This window comes from Mesorhizobium sp. Arg314 (genome assembly GCF_053714275.1).
This window is the reverse complement of the sequence record NZ_JBSKBP010000008.1, coordinates 197,526-215,381: the sequence shown is the minus strand read 5'-3', so window position 1 is coordinate 215,381 and position 17,856 is coordinate 197,526. Positions and strand designations below refer to the sequence as shown.

Sequence of the window (17,856 nt, the reverse complement as noted above, 5' to 3'; positions counted from 1 at the left end):
CGGGGGTCGTGTCGATCCCCGGCGCGGAGGGTGATTACTTCAGGTCATCCAGCGCCAGGTTGAGCGCGAGCACGTTGACCGCCGGCTCACCCATGAAGCCCAGCTCGCGATCCTCGACATGGCTGGCGACGAGCGCCTTCACCTTGGCTTCGTCCACGCCGCGGGCCTTGGCGACGCGCGGCACCTGGAAATACGCGGCCTCGGGGCTGATGACTGGATCGAGGCCGCTGCCCGAGGTGGTGACGAGGTTCATCGGCACCGGCGTGTTCGGGTTTTCCGTCTTCAGCTTCTCGGCGTCACCCTTGATGCGTTCGATCAGCTTCGGGTTTGTCGGGCCGAGATTGGAGCCGCCGGAGGCGCCGGCGTCGTAGCCATTGCCGGCGGCCGACGGCCGGCCATGGAAATAGCGGTCGCTGGCGAAGGCCTGGCCGATCAGGCCGGAGCCGATCACCTTGCCGTCCTTGGTGATCAGGCTGCCATTGGCCTGGTTCGGGAACAGCGCCTGGGCAATGCCGGTCATGCCGATCGGATAGATGAGACCGGTCAGCACCGTGAAGAAGACGATCATGACGATCGCGGGCCTGAGTTGCTTGAACATCGGGGTTATCCTTATGCGAGGCCGAGGGCCGTAACGATCAGGTCGATCGCCTTGATGCCGACGAACGGCACGATGATGCCGCCAAGGCCGTAGATCAGCAGGTTGCGGGTGAGCAGCGAGCCGGCGCCGATGGCACGATACTTCACGCCTTTCAGCGACAGCGGGATCAGCGCGATGATGATCAGCGCGTTGAAGATGATAGCCGACAGGATGGCGCTCTGCGGCGTCGCCAGATGCATGATGTTGAGCGCCTGCAGCGGACCGGTCGACTGACCGGGCGCAACATAGAAGACGGCGAACATCGCCGGGATGATGGCGAAGTACTTGGCCACGTCGTTGGCGATCGAGAAGGTCGTCAGCGAGCCGCGCGTCATCAAGAGCGCCTTGCCGATCTCGACGATCTCGATCAGCTTGGTCGGATCGCTGTCGAGGTCGACCATGTTGCCGGCCTCGCGCGCGGCGACCGTGCCGGTGTTCATGGCGACGCCGACATCGGCCTGGGCGAGCGCCGGGGCGTCGTTGGTGCCGTCGCCGCACATGGCGACCAGCTTGCCCTTGGCCTGCTCCTCGCGGATCAGCGACAGCTTGTTCTCGGGCGTCGCCTGGGCGAGGAAGTCGTCGACGCCGGCTTCCGCGGCAATTGCCGCCGCGGTCAGCGGGTTGTCGCCGGTGATCATCACCGTGCGGATGCCCATCTTGCGCAGTTCGGCGAAACGCTCGGCTATGCCGCCCTTGACGATGTCCTTGAGATGGACGACGCCGAGCAGGCGACCGTCGCGCTCGACCGCCAGCGGCGTGCCGCCGGCCTTGGCGATCTCGTCGGCGATCGCCTGCAGGTCGCGGATCGTGTCGCCGGCCGGACGGGCGCCATGCGCGGCGACCGTCGCCTGGTTGACATGGGCAAGCACCGCATCCACCGCGCCCTTGCGCACCGACGAGCCGTCAATGTCGACGCCGCTCATGCGGGTCTGCGCGGTGAAGGGCACGAAGGTCGCGTGCAGCGTTGCCATGTCGCGAGCCCGGATGGCGTATTTCTCCTTGGCCAGCACGACGATCGAGCGGCCTTCCGGCGTCTCGTCGGCCAGCGAGGCAAGCTGGGCCGCATCGGCCAGCTCCTGCTGGGGGACGCCCTTGACCGGGCGGAACTCCGTCGCCTGGCGGTTGCCGAGCGTGATGGTGCCGGTCTTGTCGAGGAGAAGTGTATCAACGTCGCCGGCGGCCTCGACGGCGCGGCCGGACATTGCGAGCACGTTGAAGCGCACCAGGCGGTCCATGCCGGCGATGCCGATGGCCGACAGCAGCGCGCCGATCGTGGTCGGGATCAGCGTCACGAAGAGCGCAACGAGGACCGTCACCGAGATATAGCCGCCCGAATAGGAGGCGAAGCTCGGGATGGTCGCGGTCGCCAACACGAAGATCAGCGTCATGCCGACAAGCAGGATGTTGAGCGCGATCTCGTTCGGGGTCTTCTGGCGCTCCGCACCTTCGACCAGCGAGATCATGCGGTCGAGGAAGGTATGGCCGGAAGCGGCGGAGATGCGCACGCGGATCCAGTCGGACAGCACCTGGGTGCCGCCGGTGACGGCCGAACGGTCGCCGCCGGATTCGCGGATGACGGGCGCGGATTCACCGGTGATCGCGGCTTCGTTGACGGAGGCCACGCCTTCGATCACCTCGCCGTCCGAGGGGATGATGTCGCCGGCTTCGACCAGCACGATGTCGCCGACCTTCAGGCTGGTGCCGGGCACCAACTTGAATTTCGAGCGATCGCCATTGGCGAGCAGCTTGGCCTGGGTCTCGGTGCGCGCCTTGCGCAGCGAATCGGCCTGCGCCTTGCCGCGGCCTTCGGCGACGGCCTCGGCGAAATTGGCGAACAACACGGTGAACCAGAGCCAGATGATGATCTGCAGGGTGAAGCCGAGATCGCCGCCGCCGGTGACGAGATCCTTGACGAACAGCACGGTGGTGAGCGCCGAGACGACGGCGACGACGAACATCACCGGGTTCTTGATCAGCGTGCGCGGGTCGAGCTTGCGGAAGGCGCCGCCGATGGCGGGCACCAGGATGCGGGCATCCAGGATGCTCGCGGATTTGGACTGGCTCATTTCGAGGCTCCAGTATCGGTGATGTTGGACGGCGCCGGGTGTTCGGTCTTCGGCAACAGGCGCGGAAGGCCGGAGGCCAGCAGCCACAGCACGAACAGCACGGCTGCCATGCCAAGGAAGGTGGAGAGCGTCGGAAAAGGACGAGGCTTCTCGTCCCCACCGTCATCGGGCGCTCCGTCACCGGGTTGGCGACGGTCGTGCCGACGTATGTTGTTGAACCAGGGCATGGTCATCTCAGAAGGTCTGTCCGTGGATCATCGCCAGGTGCTCGACGATCGGGCCGACGGCAAGCGACGGGAAGAAGGTGAGGCCGCCGACGATGATGATGACGCCGACCAGGAGGCCGACGAACAGCATGCTGTCGGTCGGGAAGGTGCCGGCGGAAGCGGGCACGGTCTTCTTGGCGGCCAGCGAGCCGGCGATGGCTAAAGCCGGGATGATGACCAGGAAGCGGCCCATCAGCATGCCGATGGCCATGGTGATGTTGTACCAGTGCGTGTTGCCGGAGAGGCCGCCGAAGGCCGAGCCGTTGTTCGCGGCCGCCGATGTGTAGGCATAGAGCACCTCGGTGAAGCCATGCGGGCCGCCATTGGCCATCGAGGCCACGGCGCTCGGCAGGACCACGGCGATGGCCGTGAAGATGAGCATCGCCAGCGGCAGGCACAGGATGGCGAGCATCGCCATCTTGACCTCCTTGGCCTCGATCTTCTTGCCGAGATATTCGGGCGTGCGGCCGACCATCAGGCCGGCGACGAAGACGGCGATGACGACGAACATCAGGATGCCGTAAAAGCCGGCGCCGACACCGCCGACGATAACTTCGCCGAGCTGCATGTTGATGAGCGGGATCATGCCGCCAAGCGCGGTGAAGCTGTCATGCATGGCGTTGACGGCGCCACAGGAGGCGGCCGTGGTGATGACGGCGAAGAGAGCGGACAAGGCGATGCCGAAGCGGGTCTCCTTGCCTTCCATGTTGCCGCCGTCGATGCCGAGCGCATGGACCAGCGGGTTGCCGGCGGCTTCCGCCCAGTAGCAGACGGCGACGCCGGCCAGGAACAGCACGCCCATCGAGGCAAGGATGGCCCAGCCCTGGCGCTCACTGCCGACCATGCGGCCGAAGACGTTGGTGAGCGCAGCACCCAGCGTAAAGATCGTCAGCATCTGGATGAAGTTCGAGATGGCGTCGGGGTTCTCGAAAGGATGCGCCGCATTGGCGTTGAAGAAGCCGCCGCCATTGGTGCCGAGCATCTTGATGGCGACCTGCGAGGCAACCGGTCCGAGCGCGATCGTCTGCTTGGCGCCTTCCAGCGTGGTCGCATCGACATAGGGCCCGAGCGTCTGCGGTATGCCCAGCCAGACATAGGCAAGCGTCAGCACGATGCACATCGGCAGGAGCACGTAGAGCGTGCAGCGGGTGAGATCGACCCAGAAATTGCCGATCGACTTGCCTGAAGCGCGGGCAAAGCCGCGGATCAGGGCAATGGCGATTGCAATGCCGGTGGCGGCGGACACGAAGTTCTGAACGGTGAGGCCGGCCATCTGCACGAGGTAGGACATCGTGCTTTCGCCGCCGTAGTTCTGCCAGTTGGTGTTGGTGATGAAGCTGGCTGCGGTGTTGAAGGCGAGCCCGGGCTCGACCGCCGTCATCCCGGCGGGATTGTAGGGCAGCACGCCCTGCAGCCGCTGCAGCGCGTAAAGAACGAGGAAGCCGGCGAGGTTGAAGAGCAGCATGCCGGTCGCGTAGACGGCCCAATGATGTTCTTCCTTCTCGCTCGTTCCGGCGAGGCGATAGAGGCCACGCTCGATCGGAACGAGCACCAGCGACAGCAAGGTCCGGTCGCCGCTGAAAACGCGATACATGTAGCCGCCGAGCGGCTTCACGAGCAAAAGCAGGACCCCGCAATAGACGAGGATCTGTATCCAGCCGTTGAGTGTCATGATGTGACCTTCCGTGCGCCGATCAGAAGCGTTCTGGGCGGATGAGGGCGTAGGTGAGATAGGCGAGCAGGAACAAGGTCACCGCGCCGCCAAGGATGTAATCGAGAAGCATGATCCGACCCTTCCGCTCAGATAACGTCGCAGGCTTTGACGTAGGCTAAGGACAGGGCGAAGAACAAAATCCCGATCCCGAGAACTAGGAGGTCCATTGCAGGCGTTCCTTGTTTTTCATTTGTGTCGACGGCCCGCATCGGCGGGATCAAAACTGCGCGCGGACGCACGTCACCTTGGCGGTGACGGCGATCAAGCGCTTCTTCGAATGGAAATATGGACCCGATCGCCATAAAGGTTCGAGACGGGGCGGATGAGAAAGATATAGGAATTTTATAGGGGTTTTGGCTGGCTTACCCAGCGGGCGTTGCCTACGCCTTCGCCCGACGGTCTCTGTCCGCAAAATCAGTCTGTAACTATCCTACTTTACTGTCAAGCGGCAGCGAAGTGCGAAAGCATCAGGTTCAATCATCTCTTATCTAATAGTATGATTTTTCGTTGTTTTCTGCCCGCTTGCAGTGTCTGTTACTTTCCTACATACTCGCCGCAGTTGATTGCCTGCCAGCGGACGGATAATCGCGAAGATGCTCCAGAAGCGGACTGGGGAGGACTGGCCAATGACCGAAGCTGACAGCCAGGCGTTGCGAACCACGGAAGAGGACGACGACCGGCACGACCATGTCAGGCGCATTCCCGATATCATCTCGCAGGTGAAGGACAGCTATGCGGAGCTGCGGCCGGCCGAGCGTCGCGTCGCCGACGTCGTGCTCGACGACGTCAAATATGCGGTCGATGCCTCAAATGCGGCACTCGCGCAGCGAGCAGGGGTCAGTGAACCGACGGTGACCCGCTTTTGCCGTGCCATCGGTTGCGAGGGTGTGCGCGACTTCAAGCTGAAGCTGGCGCAGAGCCTGGTCGTCGGCGCGCTCTATCTTGCCACCAAGCCGCAACCCACGAATGGCGACAGCGGCATGCCTTTCTGGAACGCGGTGTTCGGCGAGGCGCGGCGCGCGCTGCAGGAGGCGGAGCGGCAGATCGATCCGGGACAGTTGCAGAAGGCGGCGGAGCTGATCGCCAAGGCGCGGCAGGTGACGGTGTTCGGCCTCGGCGGCAGTTCGTCGGCGCTGGCGCAGGAGACGCAATACCGCCTGTTCCGCTATGGCATCACCATCAGCGCGCAATGCGATCCGTATTTGATGCGCATGACCGCCTCGACACTGAAGCCGGGCGATCTGGTGATCGCGATTTCGGCCACCGGCCGCACGCGCGAGGTGATCGAAGCGGTCGAGCTCGCCAAGCATTATCGCGCCAACGCGATCTGCGTGACGGCGCCGGACACAGAGCTGACGCGCGTCTGCGACGTGCCGCTGACGGTTGCCGTGCCAGAATATCCCGACACGCTGAAGCCGACCGCGTCGCGCTACGCCTTCCTCGCGGCCATCGATCTTCTGGCGGTGGCGACCGCTTACAGGATTGACGGCCCGGCGCGCGAAACCGTGCGCCGCATCAAATACAACGCCCAGATCCATCGGACGGGCAAGGAGATGGAGCCGCTCGGAGATTGAGGCGGCTTTCCCTTCTCCCCTTGTGGGAGGAGGTGGCCTCGCGAAGCGAGGTCGGATGAGGGGTGCTCCCGGGGACGCCAGCGTCTCACTCCGCTGGAACACCCCTCATCCGTCTCGACGCTATCGCGCCGATCCACCTTCTCCCGCAAGGGGAGAAGGAGAAGGCGGCGGCGCCGGCTTCGAAAAGGAATTCGAACTGAAAAAGGGACCAAGAAGAATGCTCGACATCGCACCATTGCAACAGGCAGCAACCTGGCTTGGCGCTTTCGGCCGTGCGCTCGAGGCCGGCGACATCGAGGCTGCGACCGGCCTTTTCGTCGAGGATTGCTACTGGCGCGATCTGCTTGCCTTCACCTGGAACATCAAGACCATGGAGGGGCAGGCCGCGATCCGCGAGATGCTGAAGGCCACGCTCCATCTGGCGCAGCCGTCGCACTGGCACCTGACCGGAGACCCAAGCGTCGACGACGGCATCATCGAAGCGTGGTTCAGCTTCGAGACGGTGGTCGCGCGGGGCGAGGGGATCCTGCGGCTCAAGGACGGCCGCTGCCGCACGCTGTTCACGGCGATGACCGAGCTCAAGGGTTTCGAGGAGCGGAAGGGGCCGGCCCGGCCGCTCGGCATCCGCCACAAGGCAGACCCGAAGCGCGAGACCTGGGCGGAAGCAAGAGCGCGCGAGGCGCGCGATCTCGGCGTGCATGACCAGCCCTATTGCCTGGTGATCGGCGGCGGGCAGGGCGGCATCATGCTGGGCGCCCGGCTGCGTCAGTTCGGCGTTCCGACCCTCGTCATCGAGAAGAACGCGCGCGCCGGCGATTCCTGGCGCAACCGCTATCGCTCGCTCGTGCTGCACGATCCGGTCTGGTACGACCATCTGCCCTATGTTCCGTTCCCGGAAAACTGGCCGGTCTTCACGCCCAAGGACAAGATGGGCGACTGGCTGGAAATGTATACCCGCGTCATGGAGCTGAACTATTGGGTGGCCACCAAATGCATCAGCGCCGCCTATGACGAGGCAGAAAAGGTCTGGACGGTGGTTGTCGATCGCGTCGGCCAGCGCGTCACGCTGAAGCCGAAACACATCGTCTTCGCCACCGGCGCCTATGGTCCGCCGAGGCAGATCGAGTTACCGGGCGCGGACAGCTTCAAGGGCGAGCTCTTGCACTCCAGCCAGTATTCCACCGGCGAGAAGTTCCGCGGCAAGCGTGTCGCGGTGATCGGGGCGGCAAGCTCGGGCCACGATGTCAGCGTCGATCTGTGGGAAGCGGGCGCGAAGGTAACCATGGTGCAGCGCTCGCCGACGACGGTGGTGAAGTCCGACACGCTGATGGATGTCGGCTTCGAGATATTCTCGGAAAGGGCGCTGGCGCGCGGCATCAGCACCGACAAGGCCGACATGATCGTCGCCTCGACGCCCTTCGCGCTGGTGCCGAAGGGCCAGCGCGCGCTCTACGATGTGATCAGGGCGCGGGACGCGGATTTCTACAAGCGCCTCAGCGACAGCGGCTTTGCCATCGACTTCGGCGAGGACGAGACCGGGCTGTTGATGAAGGCCTACCGCACCGGCTCCGGCTACTACATCGATGTCGGCGCGTGCGCGCTGATCCTGAACGGCGAGATCGCGGTGAAGAGCGGCGTCGGCATCAAGTCGCTGACGCCGAACGGCATCCTGTTCGAGGACGGCAGCGAACTCGCCGTCGATGCGATCGTCTGCTGCACCGGCTACCAGTCGATGAACGAGACGGTTGCCGCGATCGTCTCGCGCGAGGTCGCCGACAGGGTCGGCCCGTGCTGGGGCCTCGGTTCCGGCGTGAAGGGCGACCCGGGTCCGTGGCAGGGTGAGTTGCGCAACATGTGGAAGCCGACGGCGCAGGAAGCGTTGTGGTTCCATGGCGGCAACCTGGCGCTGTCGCGCTTCTATTCGAAGTACGTGGCGCTGCAGCTCAAGGCGCGCATGGAAGGGATTGCGACGCCGGTTTACGGCGAGCCGAGCAACGCCGGGTAAGGTCGACCCCACTCCGTCGAGCTTCGCTCGACACCTCTCCGCCGATCGACGGGGGAGGGGAAAGGCGCGCACTTATTCCAAGTGGCCCCTTCCTCTCCCTCCGGAGGGGGGGAGAGGTGTCGAGCGAAGCAGCGACGGAGTGGGGGAAGCCGTTCGTCAAACGCGCCGCCGCCGCAAGCCTGCCGGCCCTCTCCCCTCGGGGGAGATCGGCTAGTCACTTCCCAAATGCCTGGCCGCCACCTCCACATGCGTATGATGCGGATGCGGTTCGAAGCGCTCCGTCTCCTCGTGGTCGGGCGCTTCGTTCGGCCACCATTTGCCGCCGAGGACGATGCCGTTGGAGACCAATCGCTGATCTGAGACCAGCGAGGCGCCGACCGCATCGACGAAGGTGAAGCGGCCTGGCAGTTGCCTCAGTACCGCGACATCGCCGATACCGCCCACCTCCAGTACGCCCAGTTCCGGCCTGGCGATCGCGTTCGCCGGAGCCACCGTCGCCGCGCGCAGCACCTCGACCAATGGCATGCCGAGCGCCATCAGCTTCGACATGCAGACGAGGATGTCGAAGGCGGGGCCGTCGACGCAGTAGAGATGCACGTCGCTCGAGATGACGTCGGGCGCCAGGCCTTCGGCGAGCATCGCCTTCGCCACCTCGAAGTCGAAGGAGCCCATGCCGTGGCCGATGTCGAAGATGACGCCGCGTTCGCGCGCCAGGCGCATATCCGGCCGCACCGCGCCGGAGGCGAACACCGGCGCGTTGGGAAACGGGCGGAAGCAGTGGGTGAGGATGTCGCCGCGGCGCAGCCTGGGCAGCACCTCGGAACGGCCGGGCGGCGGCTCGTCGATATGCGCCATCAGCGGCAGGCCGACCTTGTCCGCGGCTTCGAGCGCGAGGTCGACCGGCGCGATGCCGCTGGTGCCGCCGGCATGCTTGCCGGAACGCACTTTTACGCCGACGACGACATCGGCGTGCTCGCGCACCGCCGCCACCGTCTCGCGCGGCTCGCAAAGCCTGAGGTCGCTGCATTCGCCGACGGACACAGTCTTCGCGAAGCCGAATATGCCGGCAAAGGAGATGTTGACGTAAGCGAGGATGCGGACCTTCGAGCGCTCGATGACATGGCGGCGGAAGCCAAGGAAATTACCGGCGCCGGCGCTGCCGGCGTCGATGAAGGTGGTGGTGCCGCTCCTGGCGGCGAGCCGGTCGGCATCGACGCCGAGCGAGGTGCCGCCCCAATAGACGTGGCTGTGCAGGTCGACGAGGCCGGGCGTGACGATACAGTCCCTGGCGTCGACGACTTCACCCGACGCCTCGGCATCGATGGCGGCGTCGATTGCAGCGACGCGGCCATCGGCAATGGCAACGTCGCGTTGCGCATCCAGACCCGATGCGGGATCGATGACACGCCCGCCCTTGATCAGGAGATCGAACTGCATCGGTGCCCTCCCTCTGTATGACCGCGCTCAGACCGGCCGGTAGGCGACGGCTTCGATCTCGATCTTGATGTCGATCATCAGGCGGGATTCGACCGTGGTGCGCGCCGGCGGGTCCTGCGAGAAATGCTTTGCATAGACGGTGTTGAAGGTGCCGAAGTCGCGCGCGTCCTCCAGCCAGACGGTGGTCTTCACCACATCGTCCATGGTGCAGCCGGCCAGCGCAAGCGCGGCCTTGACGTTCTGCAGCACCTGCTCGGCCTGCTCGGCGATGCCGCCCTTCACCACAAGCCCGTCGCTGCCCACCGGGACTTGACCGGAGACATAGACGAAATCGCCGGCGCGCACGGCGGGCGAGAGCGGAACATGCGATTTTCCAAAGCACTGCTTGGGCAAGTGAGCCTCCTTTTGTCGACTGGGGGAACCGGGTCACATAGCCGTCTACGCCTGTCGGCATGATCCTCATAGAGACAATGTCGGAAAGCAACATTTTTTCGAAATTCATGTTGCTTTATTACAGAAGCCTGAGCATCTTGCGCCCGACGCTTGCGACCGCTGCGCACATATGAGGGGAGATCCAGGATGGCCTTCGACAAAAATCCGTTTCCGGAAGGCGATGCCGATCGCCACGCGCTTTGGGAAATGCTGGTGCGGCGCGACATCGATGCTTTCCTCGGACAGGACTGGTCGATGGTCGAGGACGATTTCATCGCCGAGAGCTTCTTCGGCATGCATGCGCATTTCCTTGCCAATGCCGATGCCTGGCGGCTGCAGTTCCCGAGGCTGGACGTCTATCGCGACGAATGGCTGCGCCAGGCCAAGGAGACCGCGGCGACGAAATTCGCCGAGCCATTGCGTGAGGCGCTGTTCCGCGTCACCAACATGCGCGACATCGATGTCGATGGCGATCGCGCCGTGCTGCACAAGAAGTTCGATGGCTCGGTCGCCAAGGCCGACGGCGGTGTCGATCGACTCAAATGGCAGACGCTCTACTTCTGCCGCAAGGTCGGCGGCCGTTGGAAGATCGCCGGCTTTGTCGGTTACATGCCGCACCCGCTCGGCAGCTAGCGGCCTGTCGGACGGTGCCCGCATTGGCAAAATCGCCCGTTGTGGGGCTTAGCCGAAGCGCCTGTTAGCTCGTCATTCTGGGGCGGAGAAAGGAGCGTCGCTTCACTCCTTGCTCCGCCCGTGGATGACGACGACGTTAGGGAGGCTTCAGCCGATGGGCTCGCTAGGATAGAAGCGGCAATCGCTCGTCAGGCGAGCGGTGGTCGAAGACGACGCCCATGGTCTTACCAATTGCCGCCATGACGATTAGTTCGACGAGACGGTCGTCGCTGTCGCCGCAGGCCGGATCGGAACGGCGGATGGCTTCGAGCATCGCGCGCGTCGAGACGGTGTCGCCAGCACGAAATTTCGAAAGGGCATACGTTACAAGGTCTTGCACCGTCAACTCGGCGACGGGCACTTCGGCAGCAACGTCCATCGGCCTCCTCCTGCCATGAACCCTGTCCCGTCAGAATGATACGCCAATGGCTGACCGGCGCCAGCGAAATGGTGGTCCGACCAGAGTGATTGCCGACAGTCTGCCGCCAAGATGTGGACACCAGCCACCCAGGCTCGACATGTGCTCGACGCACTGCGCTCGGGTTGGTAAGCCCGTCGCGCGCAGGGAGACGATCCGAGTCGAGACATGACCGTTGCAATCGAGATGGGGCAGACCACGGCAGGCACGCCGGCTGCCCTCGACCTTGAGGAATTGCTGGCGACCCGCCTGCTGGTGCAGGGCAATTCGGGCTCCGGCAAGTCGCACCTGTTGCGCCGGCTGCTCGAACAGAGCGCGCCCTGGGTGCAGCAGACCATCATCGACCCAGAAGGCGACTTTGTCTCGCTCGGCGAACGCTACGGCCATCTGGTGATCGACGCGGAGGAGCATACCGAGCGCGGCCTGCAGGCGGCTGGCGAGCGGGCGCGCATCCACCGCGTCTCGACGGTGCTCAACCTCGAAGGGCTCGACGCGGAGAACCAGATGCGGCGCGCCGCGGCTTTCCTCGGCGGATTGTTCGAGGTCGCGCGCGACCACTGGTATCCGATGCTGGTGGTCGTCGACGAGGCGCAGCTCTTCGCGCCCGCCGCCGCCGGCGAGGTTTCGGACGAGGCCCGCAAGCTTTCGCTGGGCGCCATGACCAATCTGATGTGCCGCGGCCGCAAGCGCGGGCTTGCCGGCATCATCGCCACGCAGCGGCTGGCGAAGCTCGCCAAGAATGTTGCGGCGGAAGCCTCCAATTTCCTGATGGGCCGGACCTTCCTCGACATCGACATGGCGCGCGCCGCCGACCTGCTCGGCATGGAACGCCGGCAGGCCGAAGCGTTTCGCGACCTGGAGCGCGGGCATTTCATGGCTCTCGGTCCGGCGCTGTCGCGCCGTCCGCTCGGCCTGCGCATCGGCCAGACGGAAACCAGCCCGCGCAACGGCACGCCGCGGCTGATGCCGCTGCCGGAGGCGACGCTGGAGGATGCGCGCTCGATCATTCTGGCCGCGCCGCCGCCGGAGACGGTCAGGCCGCAACGCCGGCCTTCGCCTGACCTGCTCGATCAATTGATGGCGGCCAAGGCCGCGCCGCTGGATATCCGCCCCGAGCCGGCGGAGCCGCAGCCCAGCGCCGAGGACCTGGCCGAGCGGCGCGAGCGGATGGACCGCATCCTGCGTGCCATCCTGGCCGAGCCGGATGCCGGGTTCCGCGTGATCGGTGTGCTCTACCAGGAGTTCGTGGTCCGCTGCCGCATCGAAGGACTTGCCTCCGTTGTGCCCGATCTTTCGGAGTTCCGCCGCATGCTGACGCGGGCTCGCGCTGGCGTGGGCTCCGACATGGCCGAGGACGATGCGTGGCGGGACGTGTCGGTGCGCGCCTCGCTGTTGCCGGAGGATATGCAGGGCGTGTTCATGATGATCGCCCGCGCCGCCAAGGAAGGCTGGCCCTGCCCGAGCGACGCGGCGATCGCGCGGGCCTATGGCTCGCATTCACTGCGCCGCGCGCGGCGGCTGCTCGATTATATCGAGGAGCAGGGCCTCATCGTCTGCCAGGTCGACGGCGCCGGCCGGCGCACCGTGACGCTGGTCGAACTCGCCTGGGCGACGTCGCCGGGCGATCCCAATGCCGGAGAGCAGGACAGCTCAGCGGCGTGACAGCTGGAGGCAGGGTACCACCCTGGCGGCTGATGACTTCAGGGTCGGATGCTTCGAACACGCTTCCATCGGCCTCCGACTGGGGATCGCATTCACGGCTGCAGCTCGAGCGTGCGTGCATCGCGTAGCGGTGGCGCGCGATGGGTGGAGACGACGACGATCCGATCGTTGAAGCGGGCGAGCAGCCGATCGAGGATACGCTCCCCCTGCGTCTGGTCGAGGTGCTCGGTCGGCTCGTCGAGCAGCACAAGCGGCCGGGAAGACAACCAGGCGCGCGCGAGATTGATGCGCTGCGCCTCGCCGAGCGAGAACCGGTCCTGCCTGATCCAGGCGTCCAGCCCGCCCGCCTCGCGGATACGACCGTCCATTTCGACGGCTTCCAGCGCCCGCCAGAGTGCCGCATCCGGGGCATCGCCGGCGAAGAGATTGGCGCGAACGGTGTCTTCGAGGACGACCGCGTCGTGCAGGACGAGTGCCACGAGTGCTCGGCGCTCGCTTGCCGACAGGATACGGTCGCCGGCGGCAAGGGCATCGTCACCGATCCAGCCGGCGATCTGCTTGAGCAGGCTCGTCTTGCCCGAACCGCTTGCGCCGACGAGCACCGTCGGCCGGCCGCGTGCGAGGAGCACGGAGATGGGCATTCCAATCGCCCGGCCGTCAGGCGCGCGGCGCTGCAGGGCGCCGTGACGCAGGAGGCCGGGCTTGACGTCCTCCGGTGCGAATTCGCGCCTGTCCGCCGCAGAGCCGCGCGTCCATTGTCCGATCTCGATGCGAGCCGCGTTGCGGCGAAGCGCGGCCACCAACATGCGCGATGCGCCATTCATGGTTTCGCTCAGCGCCAGCCAGGAGAAAGCGAGCAGCATCGGCGGCAGAAGGTCCGCGCCCTGCTTGCCGGCATGCCAGGCGGCTGCCATCACGCTGATGCCGGCGACCGGACCGAAGGCCGGGCCGATCATGTCCAGCACGGCCTGCAGCCGGCGAAGCGCAAGCAACCGCCCATCGGCTCGGGACAGCGCGGCAAGGGCTTCGCCGCATTCGCGGCTCCAGGCGCCCTCCGCCTTCAGCGGGACGGCTGACGCCATGGCCGCGCCAAGCCGGCTTGCGCCCCCGCGACGCAGCGACCTGGTCTCACCCCATGCCATGGCGCCAGCCTTGGCCACCCGGTTCCCCGCGAACAGGATGGCAAGCAGCAAGAAGGTGATCGGCAGGAGGGACAAAGGCGCCAGCACCGCCGAGCCCGCGATCAGGATCGCGAGGCCGCAGGCGAGCGTCAGCGCCGGCAGGCCCGCGCGCAGCCTGGCGTAGTCGAGGTCCTCGACGTCGTCGAGATAGTCGGCAAGGCGCGCGTCGTCGCCGAGCTGCCATCCCGCCCGGCGCACCACCGGCGCCGCCGCCATGGCAGCGAAGAGCTCGACGCGACGCGCTACCTGATCGGCGAGCGCCGCCTTGTGTCCGGTCAGGCGCTCGCCATAGCGGGCGGCGGTGCGGCCGACCGCGAAGAGCCGGACCAGCGCCGCCGGGATGTGGAAGTTGAAGGTGAAGGCGGCGGCGGAAAGGCCCGCGATCGCCACCGATCCGAGCAGCCAGGCGGAAACGCCGCCCAGCAATATGGCGCAGGCCAGCGCGGCGAAGGCAAAGCCCGTCGCCAGCCGCCACGACTTCCGGCTCGTTGACTGGAATGCCGCGCTCATGCCGCCGCCTCGACCGTATCGCCGTGGGTGAGTTCGAGCACGATGTCGGCGGCAGCCGAGAGGTCCCGGTCATGTGTCGCCACAACGACGAGCCGCTCCCCTGAAATCTCGAGCAGCATATGTCGCACGGCTTCTGCCGTCTCGCGGTCGAGCTTTGCCGTCGGCTCGTCGGCCAGCACGGTTCGTCCGCGAAGTTGCGCGCGGGCGACCGCGATGCGAAGCCGCTGGCCGCCGGAAAGATTGGCGCCACCCTTGTCCAGCCTGGCATCGAGGCCGCCGGGCAGCAGCGCGTCGTCGAGCAACCCGATCGCGCGGGCGACGTTCTCCAGCCGGTTCCGGTCTACCGCGCCGGCGTTCCACGAAATGGCCTCGGCCAGCGTTCCTTCGGGCACGTAAGCGTCCGTCGAAATCCAGGCGATCTCTTCAGCGGCCAACGGATGGGTCACTGGCGCCGCGCCAGGTTCGAGGCCGGCGAGACGGCGCAACAAGGTCGATTTGCCCGATCCGCTCGGGCCGACGATGGCGACAAGGCCATGCTCCGGCAGCGCCAGCGACAGCCGGTCGAGCACCGGCAGGGCCTTGGCCACGACCGGGCCTACATCCAGCAGCCGGTCCAGGGCGTCGGCCGCCGCCAGCCCTTCCGCCTTGGCGTGGTACTGTTCCGAGAAGCGCCGGAACGGCGCGAAATATTCCGGCGCGATCATCAGTATGAACAGGCTTTGCCAGAGCTCGAGATTGGAGAAGCCCGGGATCGTCGCAAGCTTCAGGTGCCCGAGGCCGAGGAAGACGGCGAGGATCGCAATCGAGAGCGAGGCGAAGAAGTCGATGATCCCGGCATTCGCAAAGGCGATACGCAGAAGGCCGATCGTCTTGCCCGCGTAGCCCTCCAGGCGCTGGCCGAGTTTTGCCTCCTCGGTTGCCGTCGCGTGGTTGGCAAGAATTGTGGGCAGCGTGCGGACGCGGTCGGCGAATTGGCCCGCCAGCCGGCCGAAGGCACGTTCCTGGGCGTCGGCGTGCCGGCGAATGGCGTCGCCCACCAGTGCGAAGAACAGGATCATCACCGGCGTCAGGCAGATGACCAGCAGCGCTGCCTGCCAGGAGACGAAGCAAAGCACAATGGCCGCGAGCAACGGGCCGGCGGCCATCATGGCCGCGGCGGCACGATGGCCCACCACCAGCGCGGCGATCGACTCTGGATGGCGTTGCATCGAGACGATCAGGGCGCCTGTCGAGAGCGACTGCAGCTGCCGCGCCGGCATTTCGCTCAGTCGCTCGCCTGCCAGCGTTCGCAGCCGCGTCGACACGGCGTTTTCCGAGGAAGCCTGCATCCTTTCGGCGGCGTATCCGGCGAAGCAGGCAGCTGCAAGCAGCACGATCATCCCGGCGACGAGCCACGGATAGACCGCCTCGCCCATCATGAGCCGGCCAGCGGCCATCGCCGCCGTCGCGGCGAAGCCGAGCCTCAATGCCGTGCGAACCGCCTGCAGGGCGACAAGACTGCGCAATCCGGGCCTTGCCAATCGCTCGGCGCTGGAGAGCGCCTCGAATGCGGCAGGCTCCGAGGCGACGGGATCAGGGCGCGGTACGGGAACGGCGGCTATCTTCATGCACTCCTTTTTGTCACGCGCCGGGACGAAACGAATTGATCCATGTCAAGTCGAGTATATCCTCTGCGCGTTATGAGACGTAGCCAGAAAGGATACTTCCATGTCCGACGTTCTCCTCGTAGACCTTTCCCGGCTGCAGTTCGCACTAACGGCCCTCTACCACTTCCTGTTCGTTCCGCTCACGCTCGGCCTTTCCATCCTGATCGCCATGATGGAAACCGTCTATGTGATGACCCGCCGCACCATCTGGCGCGACATGACGAAGTTCTGGGGCGTGCTGTTCGGCATCAACTTCGCTCTCGGGGTCGCCACCGGCATCACCATGGAATTCCAGTTCGGCATGAACTGGGCCTATTACTCGCATTATGTCGGCGACGTGTTCGGGGCGCCTCTCGCCATCGAGGGGCTGATGGCCTTCTTTCTCGAAGCCACTTTCGTCGGACTGTTCTTCTTCGGCTGGGACCGGCTTTCGCCGCGCGCGCACATGACAGTGACCTGGCTGATGGCGCTCGGCACCAACTTCTCCGCGCTCTGGATCCTGATCGCCAATGGCTGGATGCAGAACCCGGTCGGCTCGGCCTTCAACCCGGACACGATGCGCATGGAAGTCACGGACTTCGTGGCGGTGATCTTCAATCCGGTGGCGCAGGCGAAGTTCGTCCACACCGTTTCCGCAGGCTATGTCTGCGCCGCCACCTTCGTGCTCGGCGTCTCGGCCTGGTATCTGCTGAAGGGGCGCCACGTCCAGCTTGCCAAGCGCTCCTTCGTGATCGCCTCGGCCTTTGGCCTGGCATCGGCCCTTTCCGTCATCGTGCTCGGCGATGAGAGCGGCTACGCCCTGACCGACAATCAGAAAATGAAGCTCGCAGCCATCGAAGCCATGTGGGAGACCGAGCCGGCGCCGGCATCGTTCACGGCATTCGGCATCCCGAGCCAGAGCGATCGCGAGACGCATTTCGCCATCCGCATTCCATGGGTGATGGGCATCATCGGCACCCGCTCGGTCGACAAGCAGATCGCCGGCATCGACGAGCTCGTCGCCCATGCGGAAGTCCGCATCCGCAACGGCATTGTCGCCTACGACGCGCTGGAGAAGATCAAGGCAGACCGCAAGGACACCGGCGCCCGCGCGGTCTTCGATGCCAGCTCCAAGGACCTCGGCTACGCGTTGTTGCTCAAACGGTACCTGCCCGATCCGCGGCAGGCGAGCGAACAGCAGATCAAGGACGCGGCCTGGTCGACGGTGCCTTACGTGCCGCTGCTCTTCTTCGGCTTCCGCCTGATGGTGGCCTGCGGCTTCGCGCTGCTGGCGCTGTTTGCGGTGTCGCTGTGGCATACGACGCGGGAGACGGAAGCGCCGCGCTGGCTGTTGCGCGCCGCGCTCATCGCCATGCCGCTGCCGTGGATCGCCGTCGAGGTCGGCTGGTTCGTGGCCGAGTTCGGCCGCCAGCCCTGGATCATCGACGGGGTGCTGCCGACCTTCCTTGCCACGTCGGAACTTGGCGTGAGCGACCTTCTGCTCACCATCGCCGGCTTCACGCTCGTCTACGGCGTGCTCGCCGTCATCGAGGTCAGGCTGATGCTGGCCGCCATTCGCAAGGGGCCGGAAGTCGCTAGGGTCATCGATGATCTGCGTCCGGGCGCCGACCCCGCAATGCAACCGGCAGAGTGAAAG

16 protein-coding genes are annotated in these 17,856 nt (G+C 65.6%); 5 read left to right on the top strand and 11 right to left on the bottom strand.

The genetic code is table 11. The features are described 5' to 3' along the window. Nucleotides 1-34 precede the first annotated feature (34 nt). The 6 genes from kdpC to ACWGS9_RS11510 are packed head-to-tail and all read right to left on the bottom strand — an operon-like array spanning nt 35 to nt 4,985. On the bottom strand, nt 35-598 hold the full coding sequence (kdpC, locus tag ACWGS9_RS11535; RefSeq protein ID WP_454505357.1) for a potassium-transporting ATPase subunit KdpC: 564 nt from the start codon (nt 596-598) through the stop codon (nt 35-37). A gap of 11 nt (nt 599-609) precedes the next feature. Next, nucleotides 610-2,703: a potassium-transporting ATPase subunit KdpB gene (gene kdpB / locus ACWGS9_RS11530; protein WP_454505356.1), complete on the bottom strand. Its 2,094-nt coding sequence runs from the start codon at nt 2,701-2,703 to the stop codon at nt 610-612. Then, on the bottom strand, nt 2,700-2,930 hold the full coding sequence (locus ACWGS9_RS11525) for a hypothetical protein (RefSeq protein WP_454505355.1): 231 nt from the start codon (nt 2,928-2,930) through the stop codon (nt 2,700-2,702). Before ACWGS9_RS11525 ends, kdpB begins: the two co-directional genes overlap by 4 nt. A 7-nt stretch (nt 2,931-2,937) precedes the next feature. Beyond that, a complete protein-coding gene (gene kdpA, locus ACWGS9_RS11520; protein ID WP_454505354.1) occupies nt 2,938-4,641 on the bottom strand; it encodes a potassium-transporting ATPase subunit KdpA in 1,704 nt (567 codons plus the stop codon). 22 nt (nt 4,642-4,663) lie between these two features. After that, nucleotides 4,664-4,753 carry a K(+)-transporting ATPase subunit F gene (locus tag ACWGS9_RS11515; RefSeq protein ID WP_040990279.1) on the bottom strand — a complete coding sequence of 30 codons (90 nt, stop codon included), beginning with the start codon at nt 4,751-4,753 and terminating at the stop codon, nt 4,664-4,666. Between the two features lie 16 nt (nt 4,754-4,769). Then, on the bottom strand, nt 4,770-4,985 hold the full coding sequence (locus tag ACWGS9_RS11510) for a hypothetical protein (RefSeq protein WP_454505353.1): 216 nt from the start codon (nt 4,983-4,985) through the stop codon (nt 4,770-4,772). A gap of 324 nt (nt 4,986-5,309) precedes the next feature. Between ACWGS9_RS11510 and ACWGS9_RS11505 the strand changes: the two genes are divergently transcribed. Then, nucleotides 5,310-6,257 (top strand): MurR/RpiR family transcriptional regulator, encoded by a 948-nt coding sequence (locus tag ACWGS9_RS11505; protein WP_454505352.1) that lies wholly within the window; start codon nt 5,310-5,312, stop codon nt 6,255-6,257. Nucleotides 6,258-6,474: 217 nt separating this feature from the next. After that, nucleotides 6,475-8,262 (top strand): NAD(P)-binding domain-containing protein, encoded by a 1,788-nt coding sequence (locus tag ACWGS9_RS11500; RefSeq protein WP_454505351.1) that lies wholly within the window; start codon nt 6,475-6,477, stop codon nt 8,260-8,262. A 210-nt stretch (nt 8,263-8,472) separates the two neighbouring features. Here ACWGS9_RS11500 and ACWGS9_RS11495 read toward each other — a convergent pair whose 3' ends face one another. Together ACWGS9_RS11495 and ACWGS9_RS11490 are read right to left on the bottom strand one after the other, a co-directional pair. Further along, the gene (locus ACWGS9_RS11495) at nt 8,473-9,699 is read right to left on the bottom strand and encodes an amidohydrolase/deacetylase family metallohydrolase (protein ID WP_454505350.1); all 1,227 of its coding nucleotides are present in this window, start codon (nt 9,697-9,699) and stop codon (nt 8,473-8,475) included. A gap of 27 nt (nt 9,700-9,726) precedes the next feature. After that, complete coding sequence (locus ACWGS9_RS11490; protein WP_320217850.1) at nt 9,727-10,092, bottom strand: RidA family protein; 366 nt, start codon at nt 10,090-10,092, stop codon at nt 9,727-9,729. A gap of 186 nt (nt 10,093-10,278) precedes the next feature. On the opposite strand from ACWGS9_RS11490, the gene ACWGS9_RS11485 reads away from it, so the two are divergent. Continuing rightward, nucleotides 10,279-10,764 (top strand): hypothetical protein, encoded by a 486-nt coding sequence (locus tag ACWGS9_RS11485; RefSeq protein ID WP_454505349.1) that lies wholly within the window; start codon nt 10,279-10,281, stop codon nt 10,762-10,764. Between the two features lie 163 nt (nt 10,765-10,927). Here ACWGS9_RS11485 and ACWGS9_RS11480 read toward each other — a convergent pair whose 3' ends face one another. Beyond that, nucleotides 10,928-11,182, bottom strand: a complete 255-nt coding sequence (locus tag ACWGS9_RS11480; RefSeq protein ID WP_454505348.1) for a hypothetical protein — start codon at nt 11,180-11,182, stop codon at nt 10,928-10,930. Between the two features lie 207 nt (nt 11,183-11,389). Here ACWGS9_RS11480 and ACWGS9_RS11475 point away from each other — a divergent pair, with 207 nt between their 5' ends. After that, nucleotides 11,390-12,883, top strand: coding sequence for a helicase HerA domain-containing protein (locus tag ACWGS9_RS11475; RefSeq protein ID WP_454505347.1), 1,494 nt, complete (start codon nt 11,390-11,392; stop codon nt 12,881-12,883). Nucleotides 12,884-12,975: 92 nt separating this feature from the next. Here ACWGS9_RS11475 and ACWGS9_RS11470 read toward each other — a convergent pair whose 3' ends face one another. Both ACWGS9_RS11470 and ACWGS9_RS11465 read right to left on the bottom strand, forming a co-directional pair. Continuing rightward, the gene (locus ACWGS9_RS11470; RefSeq protein WP_454505346.1) at nt 12,976-14,574 is read right to left on the bottom strand and encodes an ATP-binding cassette domain-containing protein; all 1,599 of its coding nucleotides are present in this window, start codon (nt 14,572-14,574) and stop codon (nt 12,976-12,978) included. Continuing rightward, the gene (locus ACWGS9_RS11465) at nt 14,571-16,181 is read right to left on the bottom strand and encodes an ATP-binding cassette domain-containing protein (RefSeq protein ID WP_454505345.1); all 1,611 of its coding nucleotides are present in this window, start codon (nt 16,179-16,181) and stop codon (nt 14,571-14,573) included. The genes ACWGS9_RS11470 and ACWGS9_RS11465 overlap by 4 nt, the downstream gene beginning before the upstream one ends. 100 nt (nt 16,182-16,281) lie before the next feature. Here ACWGS9_RS11465 and ACWGS9_RS11460 point away from each other — a divergent pair, with 100 nt between their 5' ends. Then, the gene (locus ACWGS9_RS11460; RefSeq protein ID WP_454505344.1) at nt 16,282-17,853 is read left to right on the top strand and encodes a cytochrome ubiquinol oxidase subunit I; all 1,572 of its coding nucleotides are present in this window, start codon (nt 16,282-16,284) and stop codon (nt 17,851-17,853) included. Nucleotides 17,854-17,856 lie beyond the last annotated feature (3 nt).

Bases quoted from the DNA above. Each gene is read 5' to 3' on its own strand.
- kdpC (WP_454505357.1), bottom strand. From the start codon at position 598: ATGTTCAAGCAACTCAGGCCCGCGATCGTCATGATCGTCTTCTTCACG.
- kdpB (WP_454505356.1), bottom strand. From the start codon at position 2,703: ATGAGCCAGTCCAAATCCGCGAGCATCCTGGATGCCCGCATCCTGGTG.
- ACWGS9_RS11525 (WP_454505355.1), bottom strand. From the start codon at position 2,930: ATGCCCTGGTTCAACAACATACGTCGGCACGACCGTCGCCAACCCGGT.
- kdpA (WP_454505354.1), bottom strand. From the start codon at position 4,641: ATGACACTCAACGGCTGGATACAGATCCTCGTCTATTGCGGGGTCCTG.
- ACWGS9_RS11515 (WP_040990279.1), bottom strand. From the start codon at position 4,753: ATGCTTCTCGATTACATCCTTGGCGGCGCGGTGACCTTGTTCCTGCTC.
- ACWGS9_RS11510 (WP_454505353.1), bottom strand. From the start codon at position 4,985: ATGGCGATCGGGTCCATATTTCCATTCGAAGAAGCGCTTGATCGCCGT.
- ACWGS9_RS11505 (WP_454505352.1), top strand. From the start codon at position 5,310: ATGACCGAAGCTGACAGCCAGGCGTTGCGAACCACGGAAGAGGACGAC.
- ACWGS9_RS11500 (WP_454505351.1), top strand. From the start codon at position 6,475: ATGCTCGACATCGCACCATTGCAACAGGCAGCAACCTGGCTTGGCGCT.
- ACWGS9_RS11495 (WP_454505350.1), bottom strand. From the start codon at position 9,699: ATGCAGTTCGATCTCCTGATCAAGGGCGGGCGTGTCATCGATCCCGCA.
- ACWGS9_RS11485 (WP_454505349.1), top strand. From the start codon at position 10,279: ATGGCCTTCGACAAAAATCCGTTTCCGGAAGGCGATGCCGATCGCCAC.
- ACWGS9_RS11480 (WP_454505348.1), bottom strand. From the start codon at position 11,182: ATGGACGTTGCTGCCGAAGTGCCCGTCGCCGAGTTGACGGTGCAAGAC.
- ACWGS9_RS11475 (WP_454505347.1), top strand. From the start codon at position 11,390: ATGACCGTTGCAATCGAGATGGGGCAGACCACGGCAGGCACGCCGGCT.
- ACWGS9_RS11470 (WP_454505346.1), bottom strand. From the start codon at position 14,574: ATGAGCGCGGCATTCCAGTCAACGAGCCGGAAGTCGTGGCGGCTGGCG.
- ACWGS9_RS11465 (WP_454505345.1), bottom strand. From the start codon at position 16,181: ATGAAGATAGCCGCCGTTCCCGTACCGCGCCCTGATCCCGTCGCCTCG.
- ACWGS9_RS11460 (WP_454505344.1), top strand. From the start codon at position 16,282: ATGTCCGACGTTCTCCTCGTAGACCTTTCCCGGCTGCAGTTCGCACTA.